Source organism: Bradyrhizobium sp. URHA0013, assembly GCF_000518345.1.
Taxonomy (GTDB): Bacteria; Pseudomonadota; Alphaproteobacteria; order Rhizobiales; family Xanthobacteraceae; genus Bradyrhizobium.
Genome location: NZ_JADK01000007.1, coordinates 101657 through 126532, shown reverse-complemented (window position 1 = coordinate 126532; position 24876 = coordinate 101657). Strand labels below are relative to the sequence as shown.

26 protein-coding genes are annotated in these 24876 nt (G+C 64.2%); 12 read left to right on the top strand and 14 right to left on the bottom strand.

Going from position 1 to position 24876, the window contains the following annotated elements:
• The first annotated feature begins 164 nt into the window (after nucleotides 1-164).
• From N551_RS0110735 to N551_RS37850, 3 genes are all read left to right on the top strand, one after another.
• The gene (locus tag N551_RS0110735) at nucleotides 165-1946 is read left to right on the top strand and encodes a NirA family protein (RefSeq protein ID WP_027566988.1); all 1782 of its coding nucleotides are present in this window, start codon (nucleotides 165-167) and stop codon (nucleotides 1944-1946) included.
• On the top strand, nucleotides 1943-3550 hold the full coding sequence (locus N551_RS0110730; protein WP_027566987.1) for a sulfite reductase subunit alpha: 1608 nt from the start codon (nucleotides 1943-1945) through the stop codon (nucleotides 3548-3550). Before N551_RS0110735 ends, N551_RS0110730 begins: the two co-directional genes overlap by 4 nt.
• 200 nt (nucleotides 3551-3750) lie before the next feature.
• On the top strand, nucleotides 3751-3903 hold the full coding sequence (locus N551_RS37850) for a hypothetical protein (RefSeq protein WP_007590908.1): 153 nt from the start codon (nucleotides 3751-3753) through the stop codon (nucleotides 3901-3903).
• 124 nt (nucleotides 3904-4027) lie between these two features.
• Here N551_RS37850 and N551_RS0110720 read toward each other — a convergent pair whose 3' ends face one another.
• From N551_RS0110720 to pxpB, 3 genes are read right to left on the bottom strand one after another with little or no spacing between them, the layout of a single operon-like run.
• Nucleotides 4028-4798: a LamB/YcsF family protein gene (locus N551_RS0110720; protein WP_027566986.1), complete on the bottom strand. Its 771-nt coding sequence runs from the start codon at nucleotides 4796-4798 to the stop codon at nucleotides 4028-4030.
• A 32-nt stretch (nucleotides 4799-4830) separates the two neighbouring features.
• Nucleotides 4831-5868 (bottom strand): biotin-dependent carboxyltransferase family protein, encoded by a 1038-nt coding sequence (locus tag N551_RS0110715; protein ID WP_027566985.1) that lies wholly within the window; start codon nucleotides 5866-5868, stop codon nucleotides 4831-4833.
• A complete protein-coding gene (gene pxpB, locus N551_RS0110710; protein ID WP_027566984.1) occupies nucleotides 5865-6596 on the bottom strand; it encodes a 5-oxoprolinase subunit PxpB in 732 nt (243 codons plus the stop codon). Before pxpB ends, N551_RS0110715 begins: the two co-directional genes overlap by 4 nt.
• 247 nt (nucleotides 6597-6843) lie before the next feature.
• On the opposite strand from pxpB, the gene N551_RS0110705 reads away from it, so the two are divergent.
• Nucleotides 6844-7542, top strand: a complete 699-nt coding sequence (locus N551_RS0110705; protein ID WP_027566983.1) for a ribonuclease activity regulator RraA — start codon at nucleotides 6844-6846, stop codon at nucleotides 7540-7542.
• Nucleotides 7543-7567: 25 nt separating this feature from the next.
• A complete protein-coding gene (locus N551_RS0110700; RefSeq protein ID WP_027566982.1) occupies nucleotides 7568-7972 on the top strand; it encodes a cupin domain-containing protein in 405 nt (134 codons plus the stop codon).
• A 62-nt stretch (nucleotides 7973-8034) separates the two neighbouring features.
• On the opposite strand, the gene N551_RS0110695 is transcribed toward N551_RS0110700, so the two are convergent.
• From N551_RS0110695 to N551_RS0110685, 3 genes are all read right to left on the bottom strand, one after another.
• Nucleotides 8035-8385, bottom strand: a complete 351-nt coding sequence (locus N551_RS0110695; RefSeq protein ID WP_027566981.1) for a hypothetical protein — start codon at nucleotides 8383-8385, stop codon at nucleotides 8035-8037.
• 180 nt (nucleotides 8386-8565) lie between these two features.
• Nucleotides 8566-9474, bottom strand: a complete 909-nt coding sequence (locus N551_RS0110690) for a DUF2147 domain-containing protein (RefSeq protein WP_027566980.1) — start codon at nucleotides 9472-9474, stop codon at nucleotides 8566-8568.
• Between the two features lie 172 nt (nucleotides 9475-9646).
• Nucleotides 9647-10429, bottom strand: coding sequence for a transporter substrate-binding domain-containing protein (locus N551_RS0110685; protein ID WP_027566979.1), 783 nt, complete (start codon nucleotides 10427-10429; stop codon nucleotides 9647-9649).
• Nucleotides 10430-10555: 126 nt separating this feature from the next.
• Between N551_RS0110685 and N551_RS0110675 the strand changes: the two genes are divergently transcribed.
• Nucleotides 10556-11053 (top strand): DUF1993 family protein, encoded by a 498-nt coding sequence (locus N551_RS0110675; RefSeq protein ID WP_027566978.1) that lies wholly within the window; start codon nucleotides 10556-10558, stop codon nucleotides 11051-11053.
• A gap of 33 nt (nucleotides 11054-11086) precedes the next feature.
• Here the strand turns inward: N551_RS0110675 and N551_RS38715 are convergent, their stop codons facing one another.
• From N551_RS38715 to N551_RS0110645, 6 genes are all read right to left on the bottom strand, one after another.
• Entirely contained in the window at nucleotides 11087-11584 is a 498-nt protein-coding gene (locus N551_RS38715) for a hypothetical protein (RefSeq protein WP_027566977.1), read from the bottom strand.
• Nucleotides 11585-11751: 167 nt separating this feature from the next.
• Nucleotides 11752-12741, bottom strand: coding sequence for a hydroxyacid dehydrogenase (locus tag N551_RS0110665; protein WP_027566976.1), 990 nt, complete (start codon nucleotides 12739-12741; stop codon nucleotides 11752-11754).
• 33 nt (nucleotides 12742-12774) lie between these two features.
• Nucleotides 12775-13875, bottom strand: coding sequence for an ABC transporter ATP-binding protein (locus N551_RS0110660; RefSeq protein ID WP_027566975.1), 1101 nt, complete (start codon nucleotides 13873-13875; stop codon nucleotides 12775-12777).
• A 6-nt stretch (nucleotides 13876-13881) separates the two neighbouring features.
• Nucleotides 13882-14793: a carbohydrate ABC transporter permease gene (locus tag N551_RS0110655; RefSeq protein WP_018457902.1), complete on the bottom strand. Its 912-nt coding sequence runs from the start codon at nucleotides 14791-14793 to the stop codon at nucleotides 13882-13884.
• Complete coding sequence (locus tag N551_RS0110650) at nucleotides 14793-15731, bottom strand: carbohydrate ABC transporter permease (protein ID WP_027566974.1); 939 nt, start codon at nucleotides 15729-15731, stop codon at nucleotides 14793-14795. The genes N551_RS0110655 and N551_RS0110650 overlap by 1 nt, the downstream gene beginning before the upstream one ends.
• Before the next feature lie 147 nt (nucleotides 15732-15878).
• The gene (locus N551_RS0110645) at nucleotides 15879-17219 is read right to left on the bottom strand and encodes an ABC transporter substrate-binding protein (RefSeq protein ID WP_027566973.1); all 1341 of its coding nucleotides are present in this window, start codon (nucleotides 17217-17219) and stop codon (nucleotides 15879-15881) included.
• 484 nt (nucleotides 17220-17703) lie between these two features.
• Between N551_RS0110645 and N551_RS0110640 the strand changes: the two genes are divergently transcribed.
• From N551_RS0110640 to N551_RS38710, 3 genes are all read left to right on the top strand, one after another.
• A complete protein-coding gene (locus N551_RS0110640; RefSeq protein ID WP_027566972.1) occupies nucleotides 17704-18483 on the top strand; it encodes a Spy/CpxP family protein refolding chaperone in 780 nt (259 codons plus the stop codon).
• 112 nt (nucleotides 18484-18595) lie between these two features.
• Nucleotides 18596-18973: a response regulator gene (locus N551_RS0110635; RefSeq protein ID WP_027566971.1), complete on the top strand. Its 378-nt coding sequence runs from the start codon at nucleotides 18596-18598 to the stop codon at nucleotides 18971-18973.
• Nucleotides 18974-19061: 88 nt separating this feature from the next.
• The gene (locus N551_RS38710) at nucleotides 19062-19268 is read left to right on the top strand and encodes a hypothetical protein (protein WP_197031126.1); all 207 of its coding nucleotides are present in this window, start codon (nucleotides 19062-19064) and stop codon (nucleotides 19266-19268) included.
• Between the two features lie 76 nt (nucleotides 19269-19344).
• Here the strand turns inward: N551_RS38710 and N551_RS0110625 are convergent, their stop codons facing one another.
• Nucleotides 19345-19548 (bottom strand): hypothetical protein, encoded by a 204-nt coding sequence (locus N551_RS0110625; protein ID WP_007590943.1) that lies wholly within the window; start codon nucleotides 19546-19548, stop codon nucleotides 19345-19347.
• A 142-nt stretch (nucleotides 19549-19690) separates the two neighbouring features.
• The gene (gene glk, locus N551_RS0110620) at nucleotides 19691-20662 is read right to left on the bottom strand and encodes a glucokinase (RefSeq protein WP_027566970.1); all 972 of its coding nucleotides are present in this window, start codon (nucleotides 20660-20662) and stop codon (nucleotides 19691-19693) included.
• Nucleotides 20663-20919: 257 nt separating this feature from the next.
• Here glk and pncA point away from each other — a divergent pair, with 257 nt between their 5' ends.
• The 3 genes from pncA (at nucleotide 20920) to N551_RS0110605 (ending at nucleotide 24864) form a co-directional block, all read left to right on the top strand.
• Nucleotides 20920-21558, top strand: coding sequence for a bifunctional nicotinamidase/pyrazinamidase (gene pncA, locus N551_RS0110615; protein ID WP_027566969.1), 639 nt, complete (start codon nucleotides 20920-20922; stop codon nucleotides 21556-21558).
• A gap of 16 nt (nucleotides 21559-21574) precedes the next feature.
• Complete coding sequence (locus N551_RS0110610) at nucleotides 21575-22690, top strand: alpha/beta fold hydrolase (protein WP_027566968.1); 1116 nt, start codon at nucleotides 21575-21577, stop codon at nucleotides 22688-22690.
• Between the two features lie 140 nt (nucleotides 22691-22830).
• Nucleotides 22831-24864, top strand: coding sequence for an NAD(+) synthase (locus tag N551_RS0110605; protein ID WP_027566967.1), 2034 nt, complete (start codon nucleotides 22831-22833; stop codon nucleotides 24862-24864).
• The last annotated feature ends 12 nt before the right edge of the window (nucleotides 24865-24876 follow it).

The following is a 24876-nucleotide window of genomic DNA, read 5'->3' as shown; positions in this document are numbered from 1 at the left end:
AGTGCGGCCAGCCTGTCACAGATGCCTGCTGAGCCAAGTCCCCAGCAACGAAGCTGATCGGACCGTTGGGCGCACAGCCGGCTATCGAGCCAGCCGAGCTCCTCGCGGGTCGTGCACTTTCCGTCGATACCACCCCGGTGGCCGCAGGAGCTTCGTTACTGACCATGAAAATCGACACCGTCTCAGTCGACTTTACCGACGACCAGAAACGCTACCTCGAAGGCTTCACGACCGGTCTGCAGATCAGTCGCGTCGGTCGCGGACTCGGCGGCGGCGCCGGCGAGGCGAACGCGGAGCCGACCGGTCCCGATGCCGTGCACATCAAGGCGCAGGACAAGGTCATCGCCGCGGGCAAGAAGCTCGCCGACCAGGAGAAGGTCAAGCGCGACGAGCATCCCTTCGACGCGTATCCGCGTCTTCGTCAGCAGGCGCTCGACAATACGCCGCCGAGCCCGGCGGACAACTTCCGCTGGCGCTATTACGGCATCTTCTACGTCGCGCCGACGCAGGACTCCTACATGTGCCGTCTGCGCATTCCGAACGGCATCATGAAGCACTGGCAGCTGTCCGGCCTTGCCGATCTCACCGATGAAACGTGCGGGCCTTATAGCCACGTCACGACGCGCGCCAACCTGCAGCTTCGCGAGATCCCGCCGAAGAACGCCGTAAAGCTGATCGAGGGCATTCAGGACCTCGGCCTGTGCTCGCGCGGCTCCGGCGCCGACAACATCCGCAACGTGACGGGAACGCCGACGGCGGGCATCGATCCGCAGGAGCTGATCGACACGCGCCCTTATGCGCGCGAGTGGCACTACCACATCCTGAATGATCGCTCACTGTATGGCCTGCCGCGCAAGTTCAACGTCGCCTTCGACGGTGCCGGCAGGATCGCCGTGCTCGAAGAGACCAACGACATCGCTTTCACGGCGTATGAGGTGAAGGACGGCTTCGGCGTCGAGCCCGGGATCTGGTTCCGCCTCGGCCTCGGCGGCATCACCGGTCACAAGGATTTCGCAAGGTACTCCGGCATCATCGTCAAGCCGGAGCAGGCGACCGCTGTTGCCGACGCCATCGTGCGCGTCTTCATCGAGCACGGCGACCGCACCAACCGCAACAAGGCGCGGCTGAAATACGTGCTCGACGCCATGGGCCATGATGGCTTTATCAAGCTGGTCGAGGAACGGCTGAAGACGCCGTTCGCGCGCGTGCCGGAAGAGGCGTTTGCGCCACGGCCGGCCGCGGACCGCATGGCGCATATCGGCGTGCACAGGCAGAAGCAGGACGGCCTGAACTGGATCGGCGTGTCGCTGACGCTCGGCAAGATCAGCTGCGATCAGATGAGGGGCCTCGCCAAGGTGGCGCGGGACCTCGGCGACGGCGAGATCCGTCTGACCGTCTGGCAGAACCTGCTGATATCAGGGGTGCGTGACGAGAATGTCGAGCTTGCCATTGCGGCGATCAAGCAGATCGGGCTCGCGGTCGAGGCGTCGCATATCCGCGCCGGCCTGATCGCCTGCACTGGCAATGCCGGTTGCCGCTTTGCCGCCTCCAACACCAAGCGCCACGCTGCCGAGATCGGCGACTGGTGCGAGCCGCGCGTCGAGATGGACAAGCCGGTCAACATCCACGTTACCGGCTGCCACCATTCCTGTGCCCAGCATTACATCAGCGACATCGGCCTGATCGGGGCGCGCGTGCCTGTCAACGAGGAGGACACGGTGGAGGGTTATCATCTCTTCACCGGCGGCGGGTTCGGTCCTGACGCCGACGTCGGGCAGGAGGTCTACCACGACCTCAAGGCGGAGGACGCGCCGAAGACGGTCGAAGGACTGCTCAAGGCCTATATCGCCCATCGCTCCGCTCCCGACGAAACCTTCCTGTCCTTTGCGCGTCGCCACGACGGCGAGACGCTGCGCAAGCTTGCCGATGCCGAGGTGTCCTCATGAACCAGATCAGCCCTCCGCCCAAACTCGACATCATTCCCACGAGCGCTCCGTTCTCCGACGCGCAACGCTCCTGGCTGAACGGCTTCTTTGCCGGGTTGCTGTCGCCTGAGGCGGCCACGCCGCTGTCGGCCGAGCAGGGCGCCGCTGTCATGCAGGCCGGTGACGGTGACGACGGTGAAGCGCCGTGGCACGACCAGACCATGCCGATCGCCGATCGGATGAAGCTCGCCGAAGGCCGTCCCGTACGGCGCAAGATGATGGCGGCGATGGCGCAGCAGGATTGCGGGCAATGCGGCTACAATTGCCACGACTATTCGGAGGCCATCGCGAGCCGCAGTGAAGCGCGGCTCAACCTCTGCGTCCCCGGCGGAAAGGAAACCGCGCGGATGCTGAAGTCGCTGCATGAAGAGCTGGACAAGGCGCCAGGGGCCAAGGCGTCCGACAAGGTCGACGCGGTGGCGGCCCCCGCCGTGACCGTGACGATCGCCGAGCCCGGCCGCTCGCGCGACAACCCCGTGGCGGCGACCTTCCTGTCGCGCCGTCTTCTCAACAAGGGAAAGTCGGAGAAGGAAACCTATCACGTCGAGTTCGACCTTTCCGACAGCAAGCTCGACTATGTCGTCGGTGACAGTTTTGGCGTGTTCGCGCGCAACGAGCTCGGTCTCGTCGACCAGGTCATCGCCTTGCTCGGCGCCTCCCACACCACCAAGGTCAATGGCAAGACGCTGCGCGAGGTGCTGATCGACGACGTCTCGCTGTCGCCGGCGCCCGACACGCTGTTCGAGCTGCTCTCCTTCATCACCGGCGGCGCGCAGCGCGAGAGGGCGCGGGCGCTGGCGCAGGGCGAGGACCCCGATGGCGATGCCGCCACGCTCGACGTGATGGCGGCGCTGCAGAAGTTTTCGGGCACGCGGCCGCATCCCGAAGCCTTCGTCGAGGCGCTGGAGCCGCTGCAGCCGCGGCTCTACTCGATCTCGTCCTCGCACAATGCGACGCCCGGAAAGCTGTCGCTGACGGTCGATTCCGTGCGTTACGTGATTGGCAAGCGCAAGCGCATCGGCGTCGCCTCGACCTTCCTCGGCGAGCGCATCGCCGAGGGCGACAAGCTCAAGGTCTATGTGCAGAAGGCGCACAATTTCGGCCTGCCGCAGGATCCGAAGACGCCGATCATCATGATCGGCCCCGGCACCGGCATTGCGCCGTTTCGCGCCTTCCTGTTCGACCGCAAGGCGACCGGTGCGCCCGGCAAGAACTGGCTGTTCTTCGGCCATCAGCGCAGCGATTGCGACTTCTTCTACCAGGAGGAGCTCAACGCGATGAAGACCTCGGGCCTGCTCACGCGCATGTCGCTGGCCTGGTCGCGCGACGGCGAGAAGAAGTTCTACGTGCAGGACCGCATGCGCGAGGTCGGCCGCGAGCTGTGGACGTGGCTCGCCGAGGGGGCGCATCTCTACATCTGCGGCGATGCCAAGCGCATGGCCAAGGACGTCGAACGTGCACTGGTCGATATCGTCGCCCAGTTCGGGGCGCGTTCGACTGACGAAGCCGTCAGTTTTGTCGCCGAACTCAAGAAGACCGGCCGCTTCCAGGCTGACGTCTACTAGCTGTCATCCTGCCGTCATCCGGGCCGGTTCCAACTGGCTCGGATTTGAACGAATAAGATTCTCGGAACTCGGGGGTGGGGAGAATTTGCTCCTGCAATGCAGGGTTTTTAGAGAACCCGCATCGCTATTTCCGCGGGTCTCTTGCCCGCCACCCCCGTTGATCCCTCATAATCCCGCAAATGGGGCGTTGGAGATCGACCATGCGCGAACTATCGGCGGAAGCCAGGCTGCACTTCTACGCGCGCTCGCTCTCGCGGCGGACCGGTGCGAGCGTGCATCATGCCGCGATGTACAGCGCCTTCGCGGTCATCGCCGCCATCGTGTTCGGCACGCTGTCGGTGCACCCGTTCTAACGAGTCTTCGCAGCTCTCGTAGGGTGGGCAAAGGCGCGCTTGCGCCGTGCCCACCCTCTCAGCAGGCAGGACGGATTTTGGTGGGGACGCTTCGCTTTGCCCACCCTACGGCACCGAGCGAGCCTCACACCCCGCGCTTGAACGGCGCGACCTCGATCCCAGCGTCCTTCAAGGCTTGCCGCAGACCGCGCGCGATGTCGACGGCGCCGGGCGTATCGCCGTGGATGCAGACCGTGTCGGTGCGCATCTTGATGACCTTGCCCGTGACCGAGACCACCGCGCCGTCCTGCACCATGCGCACCACGCGGTCGGCGATCGCCTTGGCGTCATGCAGCACCGCACCGGGCTTCTTGCGCGAGACGAGATTGCCGTCGTCTTCATAGGCGCGGTCGGCGAACACCTCGTGCACGATCGGTAGATTGGCGGCTTCGCCAGCCTTCACCAGCTTCGAATTGGCGAGCACGACGAATATTAGGCTCGGATCGACCGCCTTGATGCCGGCGGCGATCGCCTTCGCGGTCATGTCATCCTCGCAGGCGACGTTGGAGAGCGCACCATGCGCCTTCACATGCGTCACCTTGTGGCCGGCCGCCGTCGCGATCGCCTGCAACGCGCCGATCTGGTAGGCGACGAGATTCTCGATCTCGGAGGCCTTCAGGCCCGCGATCGGATGGCGGCCGAAGCCGTGCAGGTCGCGATAGCCGGGATGCGCGCCGACGGAGACGCCGCGCGCTTTCGCCAGCTCGACCGTCCGGCGCATGATATCGGGGTCGCCGGCGTGGAAGCCGCAGGCGACGTTGACCGAGCTCGCCAGCTCGATCATGGCGGCATCGTTGCCCATCTCCCACGCGCCAAAACCTTCGCCGAGATCGCAATTGAGATCGATCGTCTTCATGGGGTGCTCTCCGTCTCTGGTCGTCTTGTCGTTTACGGCTCGTCCGCAACCTGCCAGGTCCCGGCGTCGACGGCACTGACAGCATAGCCCGCGACATTGGCATCGCTGAGCGCTTCGATGTTGAGCGCGACGGTGTCGGCGGAGCGCAGGCGATCGGGCAGGTTACGGATCAGCTGCGCAAATTTCCTTGCCTCATCCTGCGCCTCGGCCATGCTGACCGCCTTGAAGCGGAACGCCGTTCCTGCCGAGGTCTGCGCGAGACGGCCGACATCGGCCGTGATCACGGTCGCGATCTTCGGATAGCCGCCGGAGGTGCCGCGATCCATCATCAGCGCGATCGGCGCGCCGTTGCCGGGCACCTGGATGCTGCCGTTGACCGTTCCGTCGGAGACGATGTTGTGGCCATGCAGATGCTTGATCGCGGGGCCTTCCAGCCGGTAGCCCATGCGGTCGGAGGTCGCCGAGATCTTCCACTCGCTGTCGAGGAATAGGGCCTTGTTGGCGTCGTCGAACTCGTCGTCCTGCGGTCCCAGCAGGACGCGGATCGGACCGTTCGATGGCTTCGGCAATTCGATGCGCAGTTCCGTTGCACCGCTTGCGGCATCGACGGTGAACTCGTCGCCGGCCTGCAGCGGGCGCGGGTAGGGGCTGCCGAGCCCGGCACGGGCGTTGACCGCGAGACTGCCGAACACCGGCTCGCCCTTGATCCCGCCTTCGATCGCCAGATAAGTGAACGCGCCGCCGCGGGCAAAGCCCAGCGTCAGCGTCTCGCCGTCCTTCAACGTCACCGATGTGTCCATGACGACCGGACTTCCCGCGACGTCCGCATTGCGCGGCGCGCCTGAAACCGCGACGCGCACGGCACCGTCGCGCGCGGTGAAGGCGGCGCCGAACGGGCCGACCTCGACAACGGCTGCGAATGCTTCGTTGCCGATAAGCGTGTTCGCCGCCGCGAGCGACATGCGGTCCATCGCTCCGCTGACCGTCAGGCCATAGCGTTGCGCGCCATGGCGTCCGCCGTCCTGGACCGAGCTTGCCGGCCCGATGCTGGCGATCACGAGCCGGCTCATGCGACCACCTGCTCGGCAATGATCTCGCCGGCCTCGGCGGCGCGGTCCTGTTCCTCGAACGTCTTGTCGTCGATGGCGAAAAACGTCACGCGATCGCCGGGTTCGGTGAGGAAGGTCGGATTGCGGTGGAGCTGATAGGTCCGTACCGGTGTGCGGCCGAGCAGGTGCCAGCCGCTCGGCGCTGCCAGGCACTGGATTCCGGCCTGGATGCCGCCGATCGAGATCGTGCCGGCAGGCGTCAGCAGCCGCGGATTCTGCCGCCGCGACATCTGCAGGGATTTGTCGAGGCCGCTGAGATAGGACCAGCCCGGTGTAAAGCCGATCATGGCAACCTTGTAGTCGCCGGCGACGTGGCGCGCGACGATGTCGCCGGGTGTGGTGTTCAGCGCCTTCGCGACGTCCTCGAGGTCGATGCCGTGCTCGCCGCCATAGGCGACGGGAATACGCCAGCGGCGCGCCTTAGTGGCTGGCGGCAGCGGCTGGCTGGCGAGCGCGAGCAGCTTTTCGCCAAGTGCGTCGAAGTCGATCTTGCCGGGATCGTAATGCACCAGCAGCGAGCGATAGGTCGGCACGGACTCGGTGATGGCATCGATCGAGCTTGCTGCGAGCGCCTTGTCGAGCGCCAGCACGCGCTGGTTGGCGTCGTCGTCGATGGTACGGCTGAACTCGACCGTGACGGCGCTGTCGCCACTGGGCAGAAGGCGGGGCGGGGGAAGCGTCGCGGACATGGGCTGTCGAAATCGGGCTTCTGGAGATACGCGGGCTCGGCCTTGAGCTCCGCTCGTTCCTGCTTCGCGTAAATGCGCCCGCAAGTCCAATAAATTAATGCAGGGGGAGGCGATAAAGCCTTGTTATCGCGACGCATAACTGCGCTGCGGCCCTGCATGGTTGGTATCCTCTTGGCCCTTGACGCAAGGCCCGCACCCCGCAAGATGCGCGCGTTCTTTCCCGCCCATCCGGAGCTCGTCTGTTTCCATGTCGCTGTCCCCCGAAGCCCGCAAGACCCTCGCCGGCATCACCACTGCCACCATCACCACGGTCCTGCTGAAGAAGGGCCTGCGCAACATCTGGATGCGCGGCGCGCGTCCGCTGCGCCCGGGTCTGCCGCGCCTGGTGGGACCGGCCTTCACGCTGCGCTTCGTGCCCGCGCGGGAGGATCTGGCGACGCCGGAATCCTGGTCGTCGCCGATCTCGACCCGCACCGCGATCGAGGCGATGCCGGAGGGCTGCATCGCCGTGGTCGACGCGATGGGCATCACCGACGCCGGCATCTTCGGCGACATCCTGTGCGCGCGCATGATGAAGCGCGGCGTCACCGCACTCGTCACCGACGGTGTCGTGCGTGACGTCGAGGGCGTGCTCGGCACCAACTTGCCGGTCTGGTGCGACGGCTATGCCGCGCCGCCGTCGGTTGCCGGCCTGACCTTCGTCGGCTGGGGCGAGCCGATCGGCTGCGGCGGCGTTGCGGTGTTCCCGAGCGACATCGTTGTCGCCGACCAGGACGGCTGCGTGCTGATCCCGCAGGCGATGCTCGAGCACGTGCTCAATGAGGGCGTCGAGCAGGAGCGGATGGAAGCCTGGATCGTCAACGAGGTGAACAACGGCGCGGTGCTTCCGGGCCTCTATCCCATGAACGCCGAGACCAAGGCGCGCTACGCCGCAAGCAAGAAGTAATCGGGAAGGAAACGAGGTAAATCCAATGGAGATCACTGTAGCAGGCACGCGGCCGACACGCCGTGCGCCCGGGGAACACTTCACCGGCACCGTGTGGCAGGACCCCGTGATCATGGCGCCCGCGCCGGCGCGGCTGAACTGCTCGCGCGTCTCGTTCGAGCCGGGCGCGCGCACCAACTGGCATCACCATCCGCTCGGACAGACGCTCTATGTGATTTCGGGGGTTGGCCGGGTCCAGACCAAGGGCGGCCCTGTCATCGAAATCCGTCCCGGCGACACCGTCTGGATTCCACCGGGCGAGCTGCACTGGCACGGCGGGTCGCCGACCAACGGCATGACCCACATCGCCATGCAGGAAGCGCTCGACGGTGTGTTCTCGACCTGGTTGGATCCGGTGACCGACGCGGAATACGGCTCGGCGGTCGGCTAGTTTGCGTGACCCGGCTTTGCGCAGCGACGCTTTGCGTCGCTGTTCGTCCGGGACACGGCACCCTACATCCGCTCCGCCGTCCACGTGCCCGTGCACATGCTGCCGCGCCAGGTGCCGGAGCCCGAGGTGCCGCTGAGCCGGCCGAAGCCGACGGCGCGCTTGATGCCGGTGCTCAAGGTGACATTGATGCTGCCGGCATCCGCAACGCGGCCTGACGCCGTCACCATGGCGTTGCTCGAGGCGATCTGACCGTTGTTGATGCCGATCGCGACGGTCGAGCCGTTACCGCAGGTCTCGCTCGACGACGAGATGCGGACATTCCATGCGCCGTCGAAAGTGCTGGCGCTGGCCTGCGCGGCCGGCAATGCGATGACAATGATGGTGGCGAAGAGAGCCTTGCGAAATCCGTTCATGACACGCCCCTAGGGTTGATCATGCGGGGATCGTGTCACGGACGCGGAGCCGGCGATGTGAGGGCTGTCACGCGGGCGACGGCTCTGTGATGTCGCGCACGTCGCAATCGATTTGGCGGCAAAAGCAAAGGGGACCCGCGCTGCGGGTCTCCTTGTGTCGGTCAGAGTGTCGCCCCGAGGTCAGTTCACACGCGTCCAGGTCTGGCCGCCGCAGAACATGCCGCCGAAGGCGCAGCCCTGCACGCGCAGGCGATCGGTGCCCTTCAGCGCGATGGTTGAATCGTAGGTCGAGCCGGAGTTCGGATCGAGGATGCGACCGGACCATTTCTGGTCCTTGTTCTGATCCTTGCCGGGCTTCATGTTGATCAGAACCTGCTCGCCGTTCTGGTTCGATTTCGAATCGACCGAGTAGCCGCAGAGATTGCTGCCGCATTGCTCGATCCGAACCTTGCCTTCCTTCTCCTCGGTGAGCCAGACGCCGAGCGGTGAATTGAGGTCGCGCGTGGGCGCGGTTGCGGGAGCCGGCGGCGCGACGGCGGCCGACTGAACGGGGACAGGCGCAGGCGCCGGGTGGGGAGGCGGAGACGGCGCCAGCGGCGCAGTTGCAACCGTCGGGGCAGGCGGTGGAGGCGGTGCGGGCGGTACTGCGGCCACCGTCGGGGCAGCACTCGGGGCCGGCTGAGGCGGCGGCACAAGCGCGTCTTCGGCCGGAGCGTTGTTCGCAGTGGTGGCCGGAGGCGCTGGCGGGGCAGGAGGCGCGACGGCCACTGGGGCTTGGACGGGAGCTTGGGCAGGTGCCTGCTCCGCAGCCGGAGCCGCCGTGACAGGTGGCGGGGCCGGATTGGTCGGCGGCTGCGGGTCAGCTTTGGCTTGTTGCGGTGCCTGCGGGTCCGCTTTTGGAGCCCCCTTGGCATCGTTCTTGGCCTTCTTCGCCTTGCCCTGGCCGGTGTTGTCGTAGACGCCGGGGATTTGCACCGTGCCGCGGTCGGGATCGATGCGGATGGTACGCCCGCCATAGTCGAAGGTGTACTGCGCCTGCGCAGCGGTGCTCGCCAAAAGGAATGCGGCCGTGGCCAACAGCTTCCTCATTTCGCATCTCCTGAAACAGGTGGTCCCCGCACCGACGCTTACGCCCCGGTTCGATCGCAAAAAGTGATCTAGATCACTGTCACCGTATGAGTCGTGCTTTCTGCGTTTCGGGTTCAATAACACCGGAGCCGGTCCAAAGTTTGGCCGGGGCAAGCGACAGGAGGACGCGGTCCTAGTCGAACCAGGCGGCGTAGATCTTCTTGTAGCTGCCGTCCTGCATGGAAATGTGCAGCCATTGGTCGACGAACGCCTTCAGCGCCATGTCGCGCTGGAGCCAATAGGCCTTCTCGGAGAAGTCGAACGGCTTGTCGGGATGCACCGCGCAGAGCACGCCTTGATGCTGCTTCTGCTGGTAGCGCGTCTCGGAGGCATCCGTCATCATCAGGTCTGCATTGCCCTTGGCGATCTCGTCGAAGATCACTGTATTGTCCGGGAAGACGGTGAGGTCGGCATCCTTGATGTTGGCACGCGCGAAGCGCTCGTTGGTGCCGCCGGGATTGACGATCACGCGGGTGCCCTTCTTGTCGATGTCGGTGATGCTCTGGTATTTGCCGACGTCGGCACAGCGCGCGATCGGCGTCTTGCCCTCGCGCATGATCGGCGTGGAGAAGAAGCCCTTCTTCTGCCGGTCGAGCGTGACCGAGACCCCGCCCATCGCGATGTCGAACTGATCGGCTTCGAAATCCTTCATCAGCTTCGGCCAGGCTGTCGGCACGAATTCGACCTTGACGCCGAGCGCCTTGCCGAGCGCCTCCGCCATGTCGACATCGAAGCCGTTGAACTGCTGCGTCGTCTTGTCGAGATAGGTGAAGGGCTTGTAGTCGCCGGTCATTCCGACGCGCAAAGTGCCGCGCTTGACGATCTCGTCGAGGCGGGACGGCGCCGCCTGCTGTGCCTGCGCCGAAAGGTTTGCCAGCAGCACCACGGCCAAAGTCGCCAGAATTCGAATGGTCATTCGAACGATCATCTCTTTTCCACCCATGCCCAAGCTGTCATTGTGCAGCTCTCGAGGGTTGGATTTAGACCAGATGCCCGTGGCTGGCGAGGCGGAAGTGAAGGGAATTTTGAAGTGACGATCTCGATGTATGACGCCTCGGTCGGCGTCTTCGTGCCCTACTTGGGCAACCTGTCCGCACTGCTCGACAAGGGCGTTGCCTATGCCGAAGCCCGGAAGTTCAATCCGGCCGTCCTGCTCGGCATGCGCATCGCGCCCGACATGTACGATCTGGCGCAACAGATCGGCGAGGCCTGCCGCCATGCCACGGTTGCCGCGGCCTTGCTGGCCGAGCGCGAGCCGGTGACGCTGCCGGTGCTGGAGCACGACATGGCCGGACTGCAGGCCCGCATCGCGACGTCAATCGAGTTCATCGAAAGCCTGCCGCGCGCGGAGATCAATGCTGCGGCGGAACGGAACGTCTTCTTCAGGCTGAAGAACGGGACCGAGTTGCCCTTCACCGGGCGGACGCTGCTGCTGACCTTCAGCATGCCGCAGTTCTTCTTTCACGTCACGACCGCCTACGACCTGTTGCGGCACGCAGGCGTCGAGCTCGTGAAGAACGATTATCTCGGACGACGATAAGCCGAACCGGCGTCCACTTCGCGCGAAAACGCGCTAGGCTTCGCCCTTGCGCTCGTAATCGGCGAGCGAGCTGCGGCCGGCGATCTCGCTGCGCAGCTCTTCGAAGCGCCGATGGGCCTCGTCCTCATGCGCGTCGACGAAATGCACCGCGGCTTCGCCGGTCATCGGGCCGCTGACCACGGGCACCGACTGCTCGCCGATGGTCTCGTGGACGTAGAACTGGCCGTCATCGCCGCGATGGACCGTCCATTTCAGACGGATCGCCACCATCGGCCCGGGGCCGACCTTGCTGTAGCCGTCGGCATCGGTGTGCTCCGGCACCAGCGGCTGCTCCTCGACCACCGGATGCTCATCGACCACAGGGTGCTCGTCGGCGACCCCATGCTCACCGGCAACCACCATTTCGGTCACGGTGACGGTCTCGGTCTCGCGCACGGTCTCGGTCTCGCGCACGACGAGAACGGGTTCAGGATGCTCCAGGATGCTGGCGATGGTCGCCAATGCGTGGTCGGTCGGGTCGATCTCTGACAAGGGTCCATCCTCCAGCTCGACGCGGCCGGCAAGTCTGTCCCACTGCCGCCGCGGCCGGACCTATTACGCGGGTTTGATTAAGGCTGAGTGAGGGCTCGATCTGCACCAAAATGGGACTCATTCTGGCGTTCCGAAGGCGGGGGGCGGCGGCCCGCCCTTGAGATAGCTCAGCCCAGGACATCCTGATTGATGATGTTCTGCCGGATCGGATCGCCGTCCAGCACACTCAGGATGTTGCGCGCAGTCTGCTCGCTCATCCGGCTCACCGCCTCGACCGTGACGCCGGCGACATGGGGGGCCATGATGACGTTGGGCAGCGCGAACAGCGCGTTGCTGACCGGCGGCGGCTCGACCTCGAAGACGTCGATGCCGGCACCGGCGAGCTTGCCCGAGACCAATGCGTCGTACAGCGCCGTCTCCTTCACGATGCCGCCGCGTGCGGTGTTGATGAGGTAGGATTTCGGCTTCATCCGGCCGATCCGCGCCGCGTCGAACAGGCCGACGGTCTCCGGCGTCTTCGGGCAGTGGATGGTGACGAAATCGGCGTGCGGCAGCGCGGCATCGAGGTCGGCGACCGGCTCGCAGCCTGCCGCCTTGATCTCTGTGGCTGCCTTGTAGGGATCATAAACCTGCACATTCATGTCCATCGCCAGGCAGCGCTTGGCGGTGCGGGTGCCGATGCGGCCGAAGCCGATGATGAGGACGGTCTTGCCATAGAGATCGAACGGCAGCATGCCGAGGCGGTCGGCCCATTTGCCGTCCTTGACGCAGGAATGCATCTCCTGCGCGCGTTTGGCCAGTGTCAGCATCATGAACAGCGCCTGCTCGGCGACCGAGGGCGAGTTCGCGCTGCCCGCGACCATCAGCGGCACCTTGCGGCGGGAGAGGGCGGGGACGTCGACGGCGTCGTAGCCGACGCCGATCCGGGTCACCACCTTCATGTCCTTTGAGGCTTCAAGCTCGGTTTCGCCGAACGCGGTGGCGCCGAGCGCCACGCCATGGACCGGCGCGTGGCTCTTCAGCAAAGCCTCAAAATCCCTGGCGGAGATCAGGTTCGGAAACTCGATGAGCTCGATGTCATCGCGCTGGGTGAGGAGGGCGCGTGCCCCTTGCGACAAAGTTTGCGTAACAAAGATTTTCTTCTTGTTGGTCGACATCGTCCCTACCTGCACGAGTTTCTTGCCCGGCCGTCACAATACGGCGCCGGTCGCCTCGTTTAGCAGGTGCATATTGTTCAGGTCCATCGCCAAACGCATGGGGCCCCCGTCCTTGGCGCCCGCATTGGGATCGACACGGCCGCAGATCGGCGTGCCCTCCAGTCCGAAATAGACCAGCGTCTCCATTCCCATCGGCTCGGTGACGTCAAGCACGGTGTCGAAGGTCTCGACCCCCGGCTCCAGATGCGCATGCGATTCCGTGAGATGTTCGGGACGGATGCCGAGCAACAGGTTTTCAGCTCGGGGCAGCGCGCTGTAATGGGCGGCGCGGGCCGGCGGCAACGGGAACGAGATGCGGTCCGTCAGGCGGACGTTGAGCTTGCCGCCGACGTCCTCGAGCCGGCACGGAATGAAGTTCATAGCCGGCGAGCCAATGAAGCCCGCGACGAAGCGCGTCGCCGGCTTGTGGTAGAGCTCGTTCGGCGTGCCGATCTGCTCGATCCGCCCCTTGTTCATCACCACGACGCGATCGGCCAGCGTCATCGCCTCGACCTGGTCATGGGTGACGTAGACCGTCGTGGTGCGCACCTTCTGGTGCACCTTCTTGATCTCGATCCGCATCTGCACGCGCAGCTTGGCGTCGAGATTGGACAGCGGCTCGTCGAACAGGAAGACTTTCGGGTTGCGCACGATGGCCCGCCCCATGGCAACGCGCTGGCGCTGGCCGCCGGAGAGCTGCTTCGGCTTGCGGTCGATCAGGTCGGTGATGTCGAGGAGGCGGGCGGCCTCGGTCACCCGCGCCTTGATCTCGGCCTTGGGATAGTGCTTGAGCCGCAACCCGAACGACATGTTCTCCGCGACCGTCATGTGCGGGTAAAGCGCGTAATTCTGAAACACCATCGCGATGTCGCGGTCCTTCGGGGGCACGTCGTTGACTACGTCCCCGCCGATCATGATGTCGCCGTCGGTGATGTCCTCGAGTCCCGCGATCATCCGCAACGTCGTCGACTTACCGCAACCGGAGGGGCCGACGAGCACGATGAACTCATGGTCTGAGATGTCGAGGTCGATGCCGCGCACCGCCTCGACGTCGTCGTAACGCTTGACCACCTTCCGCAACGCAACCTCAGCCATAAGACATCAACCCTTTGTCGCGCCGGCGGTCAGGCCGGCAATGTAATAGTCCATCAGGAAGGCATAGATGACCAGCGGCGGGGCTGCGCCAAGCAGCGCGCCGGTCATGATCTGACCCCAGTTGAAAACGTCACCCTTGATCAAAGTGGTGGTGATGCCGACCGGCAGCACGAGTTGGTCGATGGATGTCGTGAACACCAGGGGATAGAGGAACTGCGCCCAGGACACGGTGAAGGCGAAGATGGTCGCTGCGATTAGGCCGGGCAGGGCGACGGGGATGAAAATCCGCGTCAAGGTCTGGAGCCAGGAAGCGCCGTCGATGAGAGCCGCCTCGTCGAGCTCCTTCGGAATCGAGGCGAAATAACCGATCATGATCCAGGTGCAGAACGGCACGGTCAGCGTCGGATAGATGAACACCAGCACGTACCATCGGTTGAGGAGAGTGATGCCGGTAACGTCCTGGACCACCGCGAGCATCTTGAACAAGGGAATGAACAGGAGGCTGTCCGGGATCAGATAGGTGAGAAAGACGCCGGTCGCGAGCGTCGCCGAGCCCCAGAACTTCATCCGCGCCAATGCAAACGCCGCCGGAATGCTGATCAGCATCGTCACGATCACGACCACGATCGAGATCATCGACGAATTCCAGAAGAATCGCAGGAACTGGTTCGAGGTCAACAGCTCGACATAGTTCGACAGGGTCGGATGAAATACCCACCACGGATTGGTGGCGGCCGAGATCTCCGCGCTGCTCTTGAGCGAGGTGATCAGCATGTAGATCGGCGGGATCAGGAAGAAGATCGCAAACAGCACCAGGAAAAAGTAGGACCAGCGCAGCGCCCAGGTGCGGTCGCGGCTCATGCTTCGAAGCTTGACCTTGCGTGTCGGTCCGGCCTTGTCGATTGCGAGCGTGCTCATCAGGCTTCGTTCCCGCGTTTGTTGACATCACGCAGGATGAAGACCGCTGCGACGGCGAGGATCGGCACCATGAACAGCGAGACGCAGGCGCCGAGCGGAATGTCGCTGCTCTGGATGCCGACCTGGAACGCCCAGGTGGCGAACAGATGCGTCCGGTCCAGCGGACCGCCAGAAGTGAGGATGCGCACGATGTCGAAATTGGCGAAAGTGACGATCAGCGAGAACAGCGTGGTGATGGCGATGATGTTGCGCATCATCGGCAAGGTGATGTGCCAGATCTTCTGCCACCAATTGGCGCCGTCGATCGCTGCGGCTTCGTAGAGCTGGTCGGGTACGGATTTCAGCGCGGCCAGGTACATGATCAGGAAGAACGGCGCTCCGTACCAGACGTTGACGAGGATGACGGAGAAGCGCGCCCAGAAGGTGTCACCGAGCCACGGGATCGGACCGATGCCGAAGAACGAGAGCGTATAGTTGAAGGCGCTGTAGGAGGGATCGAACAGCCACAGCCATGCCAGCGTGCTCATCGCCGGCGGGATCACCCAGGGCACCAGCAGCATGCCGCGCCATTTACGTTGCTTCTTGCCGGGAATGTTGTGGACGAAATGCGCGACGATGAAGCCGATCAGCGCCTTGAAGACCACGGCGGTAATCGCAAAAATGCAGGACTGTCTCACCACCATCCAGAACGTTTCGCGCTTGAACAGGAAGGTGAAATTGCTGAGGCCGACGAACTTCGTCATCGCCTTGTTGAGCGTCGCCAGGTAGACCGAATAGAAGGCGGGATAAAGCACGAGCAGAGCGATCAGGAGGATCAGCGGCAGCGTCAGGAAGAACGCGACGGTCGATTTCCGTCCCATTGCATTGCGCAGGCTCGCCCGTTTGCGCGGGCTTGCAGTTCGAGCGAGACGGCCTTGCTCAACGACGACATCGGCCATGACGTTAGCCTCTTTTGCAGGACACGTAGCAGGACATCTGGAACGGGAAGCCGGCGCAGCCGTCGGCTTCATTCGGCAAGCGGATCGAGCGTGGGGTGCCTCGGCGGCTCACGCGCGAAGCGTGAACCGCCATGGCACATACCCGGCTCAGGTCCGCATGAAGCCTTCGCACTCGCCTTCGGCCCAGGCGAGCGCGGTTTCCAACTTCTCTCCTTGCGCAAAGCGCAGCGCCATCTTGGTCAGCGTCGCCTGGAAGTAGATCTGCTGGGCGATCTTCGGCGGCGCCGGAGACGCGGCGATCGACATCGTCTGCTGCTTGTAGGGATCCGGATAGTGGAACAGCGTGCCCTTCGGCGGCCCTTCCTCGGCCCAGGTCTTGAACTTCGTCATGTTCGCGTAGGCCGGCAGATCGTACCCGCCGCTCGCCGCGACGAACTTCTCGATTGCCGCTGGCGAGGACAGGTGAACGAGCAAGCTCTTGGCCGCTTCCTTGTTCTTGCCAAAGGCCCAGACGCCCCAGAAGTACGGCAGGAAGGGCGCAAAACGTCCCTTCGGACCGGACGGGAAGCCGTGCGTCCAGCACTGTTCGGCGACTTGCGGCGCGTCGCGCTTGGCGACCGCCCAGGCACTCGGCGGATTCAGGATCATCGCCCCGCGGCCCGAGATCAGCCATTTGTTGTTGGAGGCATCGTCCCAGGACGGCGCGTCTGTGGGCAGGACGGCGATCAGCTTCTTGTAGAATTCGAGCGCCTGCCGCACTGCGTCGGTCTTGACGGTGATATCGCCCTTGGCGTTGACGAGCTCGGCCCCGAATGACTGGAAGATCGCGCCGGCGGTGTCGACGCTGTCGGTGGTCTCGCCGAGACCGATGCCGAAGGGGAAGCCGGCCTTGTGACAGGCCTCGGCCGCCTTCAGGAATGTCTCCATGGTCCAGTTGTCCGCCTTTGGCGGACCGCCGGCTGGATACATCTCCTGCACGTCGATGCCGGCGTGTTTCTTCATCAGATCGATGCGGGAGCAGGGGCCCTTGATCTGGCTTCCCGGCGTCGCGGGCACTGCGAGCCATTTGCCGCCCGACCGCCCGAGATATTTGACGGTGTCGTTCACCTCGCCGTTCTGCTTGATGAGCGGCTCCATGACGTCGTTGAGCGGTTCGAGATTCTCGGAATAAGCGTGCGGCCACCAGCTCGGCATCTGCAGAATGTCGTGGCCGGACTTGGCCTGGGCTTCGGCCGCCGCCGTCAGCTCGATCTTCTTGTTGTTGCTGGTGATGTAGTCGATCGAGACTTCAACCTTCTCCTTCTCGCCCCATTCCTTGACGAGCGCGGTGGAGGCATCGTTGGCGCCGGGCACCCAGTGGTCCCAAAAGCCGATCGAGAGCTTGCCGGCGGCGTAAGCGCCTCGGACATAGGGCGCTGTGATCAGCGCCGCGGAGGACATTGCAGTGGCAGCCACAAATTGACGTCGCGTCAGTGTCTTGCGTGACATCTCGTTTCCTCGCTTGGGTGTTTTATTGTTCTGGCGTTTCCTCTGAACTCTTCCGAGTTCTACTTATGATTTTCTTTTTGAGAGTTTCTTGTTCGACGTTTCTTATTGATGCCCTCGGCTTGGAAGGCAAATTGGTAGCGCGATCAGATCATGATTGATTGCGTCTGTCGAGAAAGCCGAACGGTTTGCGCCTAGAACTAACGTTGTGTCCGGGAAGGCGGCAGCGCCCTCGATATCTTGCGCGGACCATGAACCACGATCGGTCATTTTGCGACGCACACTTTGCGCCGACGCGCCCGGTCGATGCATGCGCAATTACGCCGCAGTTTCGAATAAGCCTGCATAAGCGCCTCGCGCCAAACACTTTTCGGGCGTGGATAGCAATTGTCGGTGGCTAGACCTCGAAGCGGTGAAAACGATAGTGTTGCAACTGGCGGGTGGTTCTCACCCCCAACGGCCTAATCAGATCGAAATGGAGACCAGAATGATCAACCCGGCGCCGCTTGCGCGGCTTAACCTGCGGCGATGGTTCGCGCTGGGATCCGTTTTCGTGTTGCTGCTCGGCGCAGCCGCGGTGGCGAACGCTCAAGGCCTGGTCAAAGGGGTTCAGGAAGGAGCGGCGGCCGGGAACAAGGCGGCAGGTCCGGTCGGCGGCGTGCTCGGCGGCGCGATCGGCGGTGTGGTCGGCGTCTTCACCGGCGTGCTCGGTGTTGGCAATAATGGCAATCAGGCGCCTGCCGCCAAGGATTCGAGCAAGGACGCTGCCAAAGACGCCAAGCAGGGCGCCGGCAAGGACAAGGATGCCAAGAGCGCTAAGGCTGGCAAGGGCGCCAAGGCGAGCAAGGAGGCGAAGAACGCGCCGCAGGACAAGGATGTCACCGTCCTCACCCAGACCGGCGCACCGCAATTGACCGCCGACCAGATCGTCACCAACAGCGACTCCTATATCGAGCGGATCAAGACCGAACTGAACCTCACGCCCGACCAGGAGAAGCACTGGTACGGCTTCTCGAGCGCCATGCACTACCTCGGGCATAACGGTGCCGAGCGGCTCAACCTGCGGGTCGCGCGCGCCAAGCGGGATCCGCCCGACGACATCGTCGAGCAGATGCGCAACGAGGCCCAATTCCTCATCGACCGCGCTGCCGACCAGCGCAATGTCGCCGACGCCGCTGAGCCCCTCTATTCGGGCCTCGATGACAAGCAGAAGCAGGTGTTCGTACAGGCGATGGTGCGGCTCAGCCACGAACGAGGACTGGATTGATCAAGTTGAATCGGATCGGGCGCGTCTGAATTAACGGACCCCGCTACGAATTCGTGAATCCTCTTCGCGATTCGGTTATGATTAGCTTCGGAAGCTGATGGGCGGGGTTGATATGGCGGACGGACTCTCCGTTTTCCTGGTCGAAGACGAGACGTTGATCCGGATGATGATGACGGACATGGTGGAGGAACTCGGCCACCACGTCATCGCGGAAGCGGATAATGTTCGGGACGCCAGCGCTTTCGCCATGACCGCGCAGTACGATCTTGCGATCCTCGACATCAATCTCAAGGGCCTCTACGTCGATCCGGTCGCCGACCTGATCGAGCGTCGCGGGAAGCCGTTTTTGTTCGCCACAGGTTACGGTCCGGAGCTGCTGCCGTCCTTGCTCAGGCGCCGGCCGATCCTGCGCAAGCCCATCTCGATCGATCAGCTCAAGGCAATGATCGATTCGATGTTTCCGGAAGCGGCAGCAAAGACGCCTCACTGAGACCAAAAACAAAAATGGCCGCCCGTCAGGGGCGGCCATTTCGCGACGGAATTCGTCGCGGTCTCACATCAGGCCGGCGCCGAGATCGATGCCGCGCGCCATCAGGCCGAACGAGGCGACCAGGCCCGTGCAGCAAAACAGCAAGATGGTCTTGAATGAAGAAAACGAAGAATCGGCCAAACGCGTTTCGCTGGTGGCCGGCATCGCGGCGATCGAAATCATGCTCATGTTCATTCCCCCCTTTGTTGCCCCTGAATTGCATCAGGTGAGGGAACTCCTAGAGCAAAAAGTTTGACGCGAGCTTTCGAGGGATCGTTAACGAAATCGCAATTGATGCCGCGTTTTCGGGCACCGTAGCGCAACCACTCGTTTCACTGGCGCCCGTTCTTCAGCACGGTAGCGATAGTGTGGGCCGTCATGGCGGCGCGGTCCGAAGCGCGCTGGGCGGCGAGGCGGTCACGCGCCTTTTCCTCGATCAAGAGCTCGATCAGGGCCAGCCGCTTGCCATCGTCGTCCGCCTCGAGCAGCAGGCGGTGATAGCGGTGATAGTCGAAACCCAGATCCTGCTTACGCATGTCACGCCCCCGCAACTACGCCACACACAAGCCAGGATTGTTTCTCATCCGGGACGAACGCGCAAGCACGATCCCGCGTCGAGCGGGCGTGCCGTGCAATCAGCTGTGCATGACTGGAATCCGCGGACGGAGGCGCGCGCGGTTAAGGCTGGTTGTGCTCCGCGAACATCTTCAGGCCGAGGAAACTCGCATCAGGTTTCGTGACCAGCCTGGTCGGGATGTCGCGGAGATAGTCCTGGAAGCGTCCCTTGGCTTCGAAGCGCGCCCGGAATGCGGAAGCCGCAAGGAACTCCGGAAAGCGCGGCACGATTCCGCCGGCGATATAGACGCCGCCGCGGGCGCCGAAGGTCACCCCGAGATTGCCGGCGACCGAGCCGAGGATGGCGCAAAACATGTCCAGCGTCGCGCGGCAGAGTTCGCAACTGCCCTCCAAGGCCGCCTTCGTGATGGCAGCGGCATCGCGATGCGGCACCTCGGCGCCTTCCACTTCGGCCAGCGCCTCGTACAGGCTTTGCAGGCCGGAACCGGACAATGCGCCACGCTCGATGGAGACATGGCCGAGGCGCCGGCGCATGCACGCGATCACGCGTTCCTCGCGCTCGTCCTCTGCCGGCAGGGTCGCGTGGCCCGCCTCGGTGACGACGGCCAACCGTGAGCCGTGGCGCTCGACCAGACAGGAAACACCAAAGCCGGTTCCGGGACCGACCACCAGCAACGGTTCTCCGGGAAGACCCTCCTGTCCGCCGAGCGGGATCAGGTCGGCGGGCTGCAGGGCGGGCAGGGACCAGGCCACCACCTCGAAATCGTTGAGAACATGGACGCTGTCGAAGCCGAGAGCCGGCTGAAGCTCGTTGCCGTCGATGACCCACGGGCTGTTGGTCATGACGCAGCGGTTGTTGGTCACCGGCCCCGCGACGGCCAGCACAGCCCTTCGGGGCGTTTTGCCGTCTGAGCGACGCGCGAGAACATCGGCAATGGCTTCCCGGACGGTCGGGAAGTCTGCCACTTTGACGTAGTCGATCGGTCCGGTCTCATCGCCCTGACTGAGCGCGAAGCGCGCATTGGTGCCGCCGATATCGGCGAGAAGAATCTGTCCTGTCTTGCCGATGGTCATGTGGGTATGGCTGCCACAGCCCCTTTCGGGCTGCGGGAACCGCTTCCTCCGCTCTATCCGGTCGCAAAATGCGAACGGCTTTTAGAATCCGTCCCCTGGTGGATCTAGTCAACACGGATGAGCCCAAACCGTTGCATCCCGGCACCGACGGGGTGCATTCGCGCAGATCGCCGCACCGCTTCGGTGGTTGCGAAGCAGCGCGGGAAGATCGACACTGGAGACGTTCGTTCTGCGCCGGTCGCGCGGGATGGCCTGGAATGGACCTTGCGATGAAGATTTCCGACCGCGACGTGCTGCTGGTCATCGATGTGCAGAACGATTTTTGCACGGGCGGGGCGCTCGCCGTGCCCGGCGGCGAGACGGTCGTCCCCGCCATCAATCGGATCGCCCAAAAATTCGCCAATGTGGTGCTGACCCAGGACTGGCATCCCCGCGATCATGTCTCCTTTGCGCCGAACCATGCGGGCAAACAGCCGTTCCAGACTATCGCGCTTGACTACGGCGTCCAGGTGCTCTGGCCGAGCCATTGCGTCCAGGGCACGGCGGGCGCGGAATTTCATCGCGATCTCGACGTCACCCGCGCGAGCCTGGTGGTGCGGAAGGGGTTTCGGCGCGGCATCGATTCCTATTCGGCGCTGTTCGAAAACGACAGGAAAACGCCGACCGGCCTGCTCGGATATTTGCGCGAGCGCGAATTGAAGACGATCTTCGTCGTTGGCCTCGCGCTCGACTTCTGCGTCCGCTTCTCGGCGGAGGATGCCCGCAAGGCGGGGTTCGAGGTCGCCGTCATCGAGGGCGCCTGCCGCGGCATCGATCTCGACGGCTCGGTGGCCGCGACCCATCAGAGTTTTCGGGAGCGCGGCATTTCGCTCGTCAGCTTCGAGGCCTTCCTGTGAGGACCGTGAGATAGCCATGGCGGAGAAGACCGGCAAACAGCAGCGCGCACCGGGCCGGGTCCCGGATGACCCGCTGCTGTGGCCGTTCGCTGCGGCTCGGCTTGCGATGGATGCCTGCTTCGGATGGCTCGAGCGCGCTCCGCCGGAGCAGTCCGACAGCAGCCTGCCGTGGACCACGCCCAACTCCGTCGCGCTGGAGCTCGCGACCATGCGCCTGCGCAATTGCGCGCGGACGGGGGCCGGTCAGCCGGCCCTGGTCTGCGCGCCCTATGCGCTGCACCGGGCCCTGATCGCCGACTTCGCCCCCGGCCACAGCGTGGTGCAGTCCCTGCAAAATGGCGGCATCGACCGGATCTATCTCACCGACTGGCGCTCAGCCACGCCTGACATGCGCTATCTCTCGATCGACAGCTATCTTGGCGATCTCAACGTCGCCATCGACGAGATCGGCACGCCGGTCGATCTCGTCGGACTGTGTCAGGGTGGCTGGCTGTCGCTGCTCTATGCGGCGCGCTTTCCCGCCAAGGTGCGGCGGCTGGTGCTGGCAGGCGCGCCCGTCGACCTCTCGATCGAGTCCAGACTGTCGCAGCTCGCCCGCAACGCGCCGGAGATGGTCTATGGCCAGCTCGTCGCCCGCGGCGGCGGCAATGTCAGCGGCGAGGAGATGCTGCGGGTCTGGTCGAAGGCGCCGAGCCGCGACGACATCGTGACGGCGCTGCAGAGCGACCTCTCCGGCGAGGAAGGTGCGGCGCTGCTGGCACGCTTCGAGCGCTGGAATGCCGAGCCTCTCAATCTGCCCGGCACCTATTATCTCGAGATCGTCAATTGGATTTTCCGGGAGAACCGGATCGCGCGCGGCCAATTCACGGCACTCGGCCGCGTGGTTGATCTGAAGGACGTCAAGGCGCCGGTCTTCCTGCTGGCCGGGCTTGACGACGACGTCGTGCCGGCTGCGCAGGCGCTCGCCACCGCCGGCTTGCTCGGTACCCCACCGGCCTTCATTGCGGCGGTCTCCGAGCCCAGCAACCATCTCGGGCTGTTCATGGGTGCGCGGACCCATGCCCATGCCTGGCCCCGGATCGCCGAGTGGCTGCGCGACGATCTGCCCGGCATGCTGGTGCGCACAGCCTGACGCTGCCCAAGGGCCGGGCAGCGAAGCTGCAAATCCGTTATGCATTCCGTTGAATGGCCTGCACGGGACCATGTCGATGGGTTAAATGGAGTCCAGAGCTGGCGGAGGCCGGTCGCGACGAGACAAAGGGACTGTGCTCGATGAGTTTCCACTCGATCTATGCCCACGGATTTGCGCGCGTGGCGGCCTGCGTCACCACCTCTCATGTGGCCGATCCCACGGCAAACGCGAGGGCGGTTCTGGCGGCGGCGAAGGACTGCCATGCGCAGTCGGTGGCAGTTGCCGTGTTTCCCGAGCTTTGCCTGTCCGGCTATGCGATCGAAGATCTCGTCAAGCAGGACCCGCTGCTCGATGCGGTCGAGCGCGGGCTCGTGGCCATCGTCGAGGCATCCTCGTCCCTGATGACCGTCCTGATCGTTGGCGCGCCGCTGCGCTTTGGCAATCGGATCTACAATTGCGCGGTCGTCATCCATCGCGGCAAAGTCCTCGGCGTCGTGCCCAAGAGCTACCTGCCGACCTATCGCGAATTCTACGAGGGACGGCATTTCGCCTCCGGCGCCGGCATCGTCGGAGAGATGGTGGCCTTTTGCGGGCTGCATGCCCCGTTCGGCGTCGACCTCCTGTTCGCGGCCGAGGACGTTCCGGGACTGACCATCGGCGTCGAGATCTGCGAGGACATGTGGATCCCGGTGACGCCGGCTTCCGAGCTCGCGCTTGCGGGCGCGAGCGTGCTGATCAATCTCTCGGGCAGCCCGATCACGATCGGCCGCGCCCGCTCGCGTGCGCTCTTGTGCCAATCGACTTCGGCGCGCTGCCTCGCGGCCTATGTCTATTCCGCGGCCGGGGCAGGGGAATCGACCACCGATTTGGCCTGGGACGGCCAGACCTCGATCTACGAGAACGGCGTGCTGCTGGCCGAGGGTGAGCGGTTCCGGCAGGGCGGCCAGATCACGCTGGCAGACGTCGATCTGGACCTGCTCAGGCAGGAACGCGCGCTGATGGGCACGTTCGACGACAACCGCCGGCAGCGCGAGGCCTTCTTCCGGAAAGTCGGCTTCGCCTTGAAGCCGCCGGCCGCCGATATCGGCTTCCTGCGCAAGATCGAGCGATTTCCGTTCGTGCCAAGCGACGAGAGCCTGCTCGAGCAGGACTGCTATGAGGCCTACAACATTCAGGTCGCGGGCCTCGTCCAGCGCATGCGTGCGACCGGCACCAAGCGCGTCGTCATCGGCGTCTCGGGCGGGCTCGATTCTACCCACGCTTTGATCGTCGCCGCCAAGGCCGTCGATCTTCTTGGCCTGCCGCGCGAGAACATTCTCGCCTACACCATGCCGGGCTTTGCCACCGGCAGCGAGAGCAAGACCAATGCGCTGGCGCTGATGAAGGCGTTGCAGACGAGTTGGCAGGAGCTCGACATTCGCACCACGGCGACGCAGATGCTGAAGGACATCGGCCATCCCTTCGGCAAGGGCGAGAAGGTCTACGACGTCACGTTCGAGAACGTGCAGGCGGGCCTGCGAACGGACTATCTGTTCCGGCTCGCCAACCACAACGGCGGCATCGTCATCGGCACCGGCGATCTCTCCGAGCTCGCACTGGGCTGGTGCACCTACGGCGTCGGCGACCAGATGGCGCACTATAACGTCAACGCCGGGGTGCCGAAGACACTGATCCAGCATCTGATCCGCTGGGTGATTGCGTCAAAGCAGTTCAGCGACGACGTCAACCAAACGCTTGGATCGATCCTGTCTGCCGAAATCTCGCCGGAGCTGGTTCCGGCCGAGCCGGGCGAGAAGCCGCAGAGCACGGAAGCTTCGGTCGGTCCCTACGAGCTCCAGGATTTCAACCTGTTCTACACGCTGCGGTTTGGCATGCGGCCGTCCAAGATCGCGTTCATGGCGTTCCAGGCGTGGAAGGACGTCGCCGAGGGCGAATGGCCGCCGGCATTTCCGGCCGACAAGCGCAGGGCCTACGATCTCAAGGAGATCCGCCGCTGGCTCGAGGTGTTCCTGCGCCGCTTCTTCGCTTTCAGCCAGTTCAAGCGCTCGGCGATGCCGAACGGACCCAAGGTTTCGGCCGGCGGCTCATTATCGCCGCGCGGCGACTGGCGCGCGCCGTCGGATTCGAGCGCGGCAGCGTGGCTTGAAGATCTCGAACGGAATGTGCCGGTTTGAACGGGAGATGAG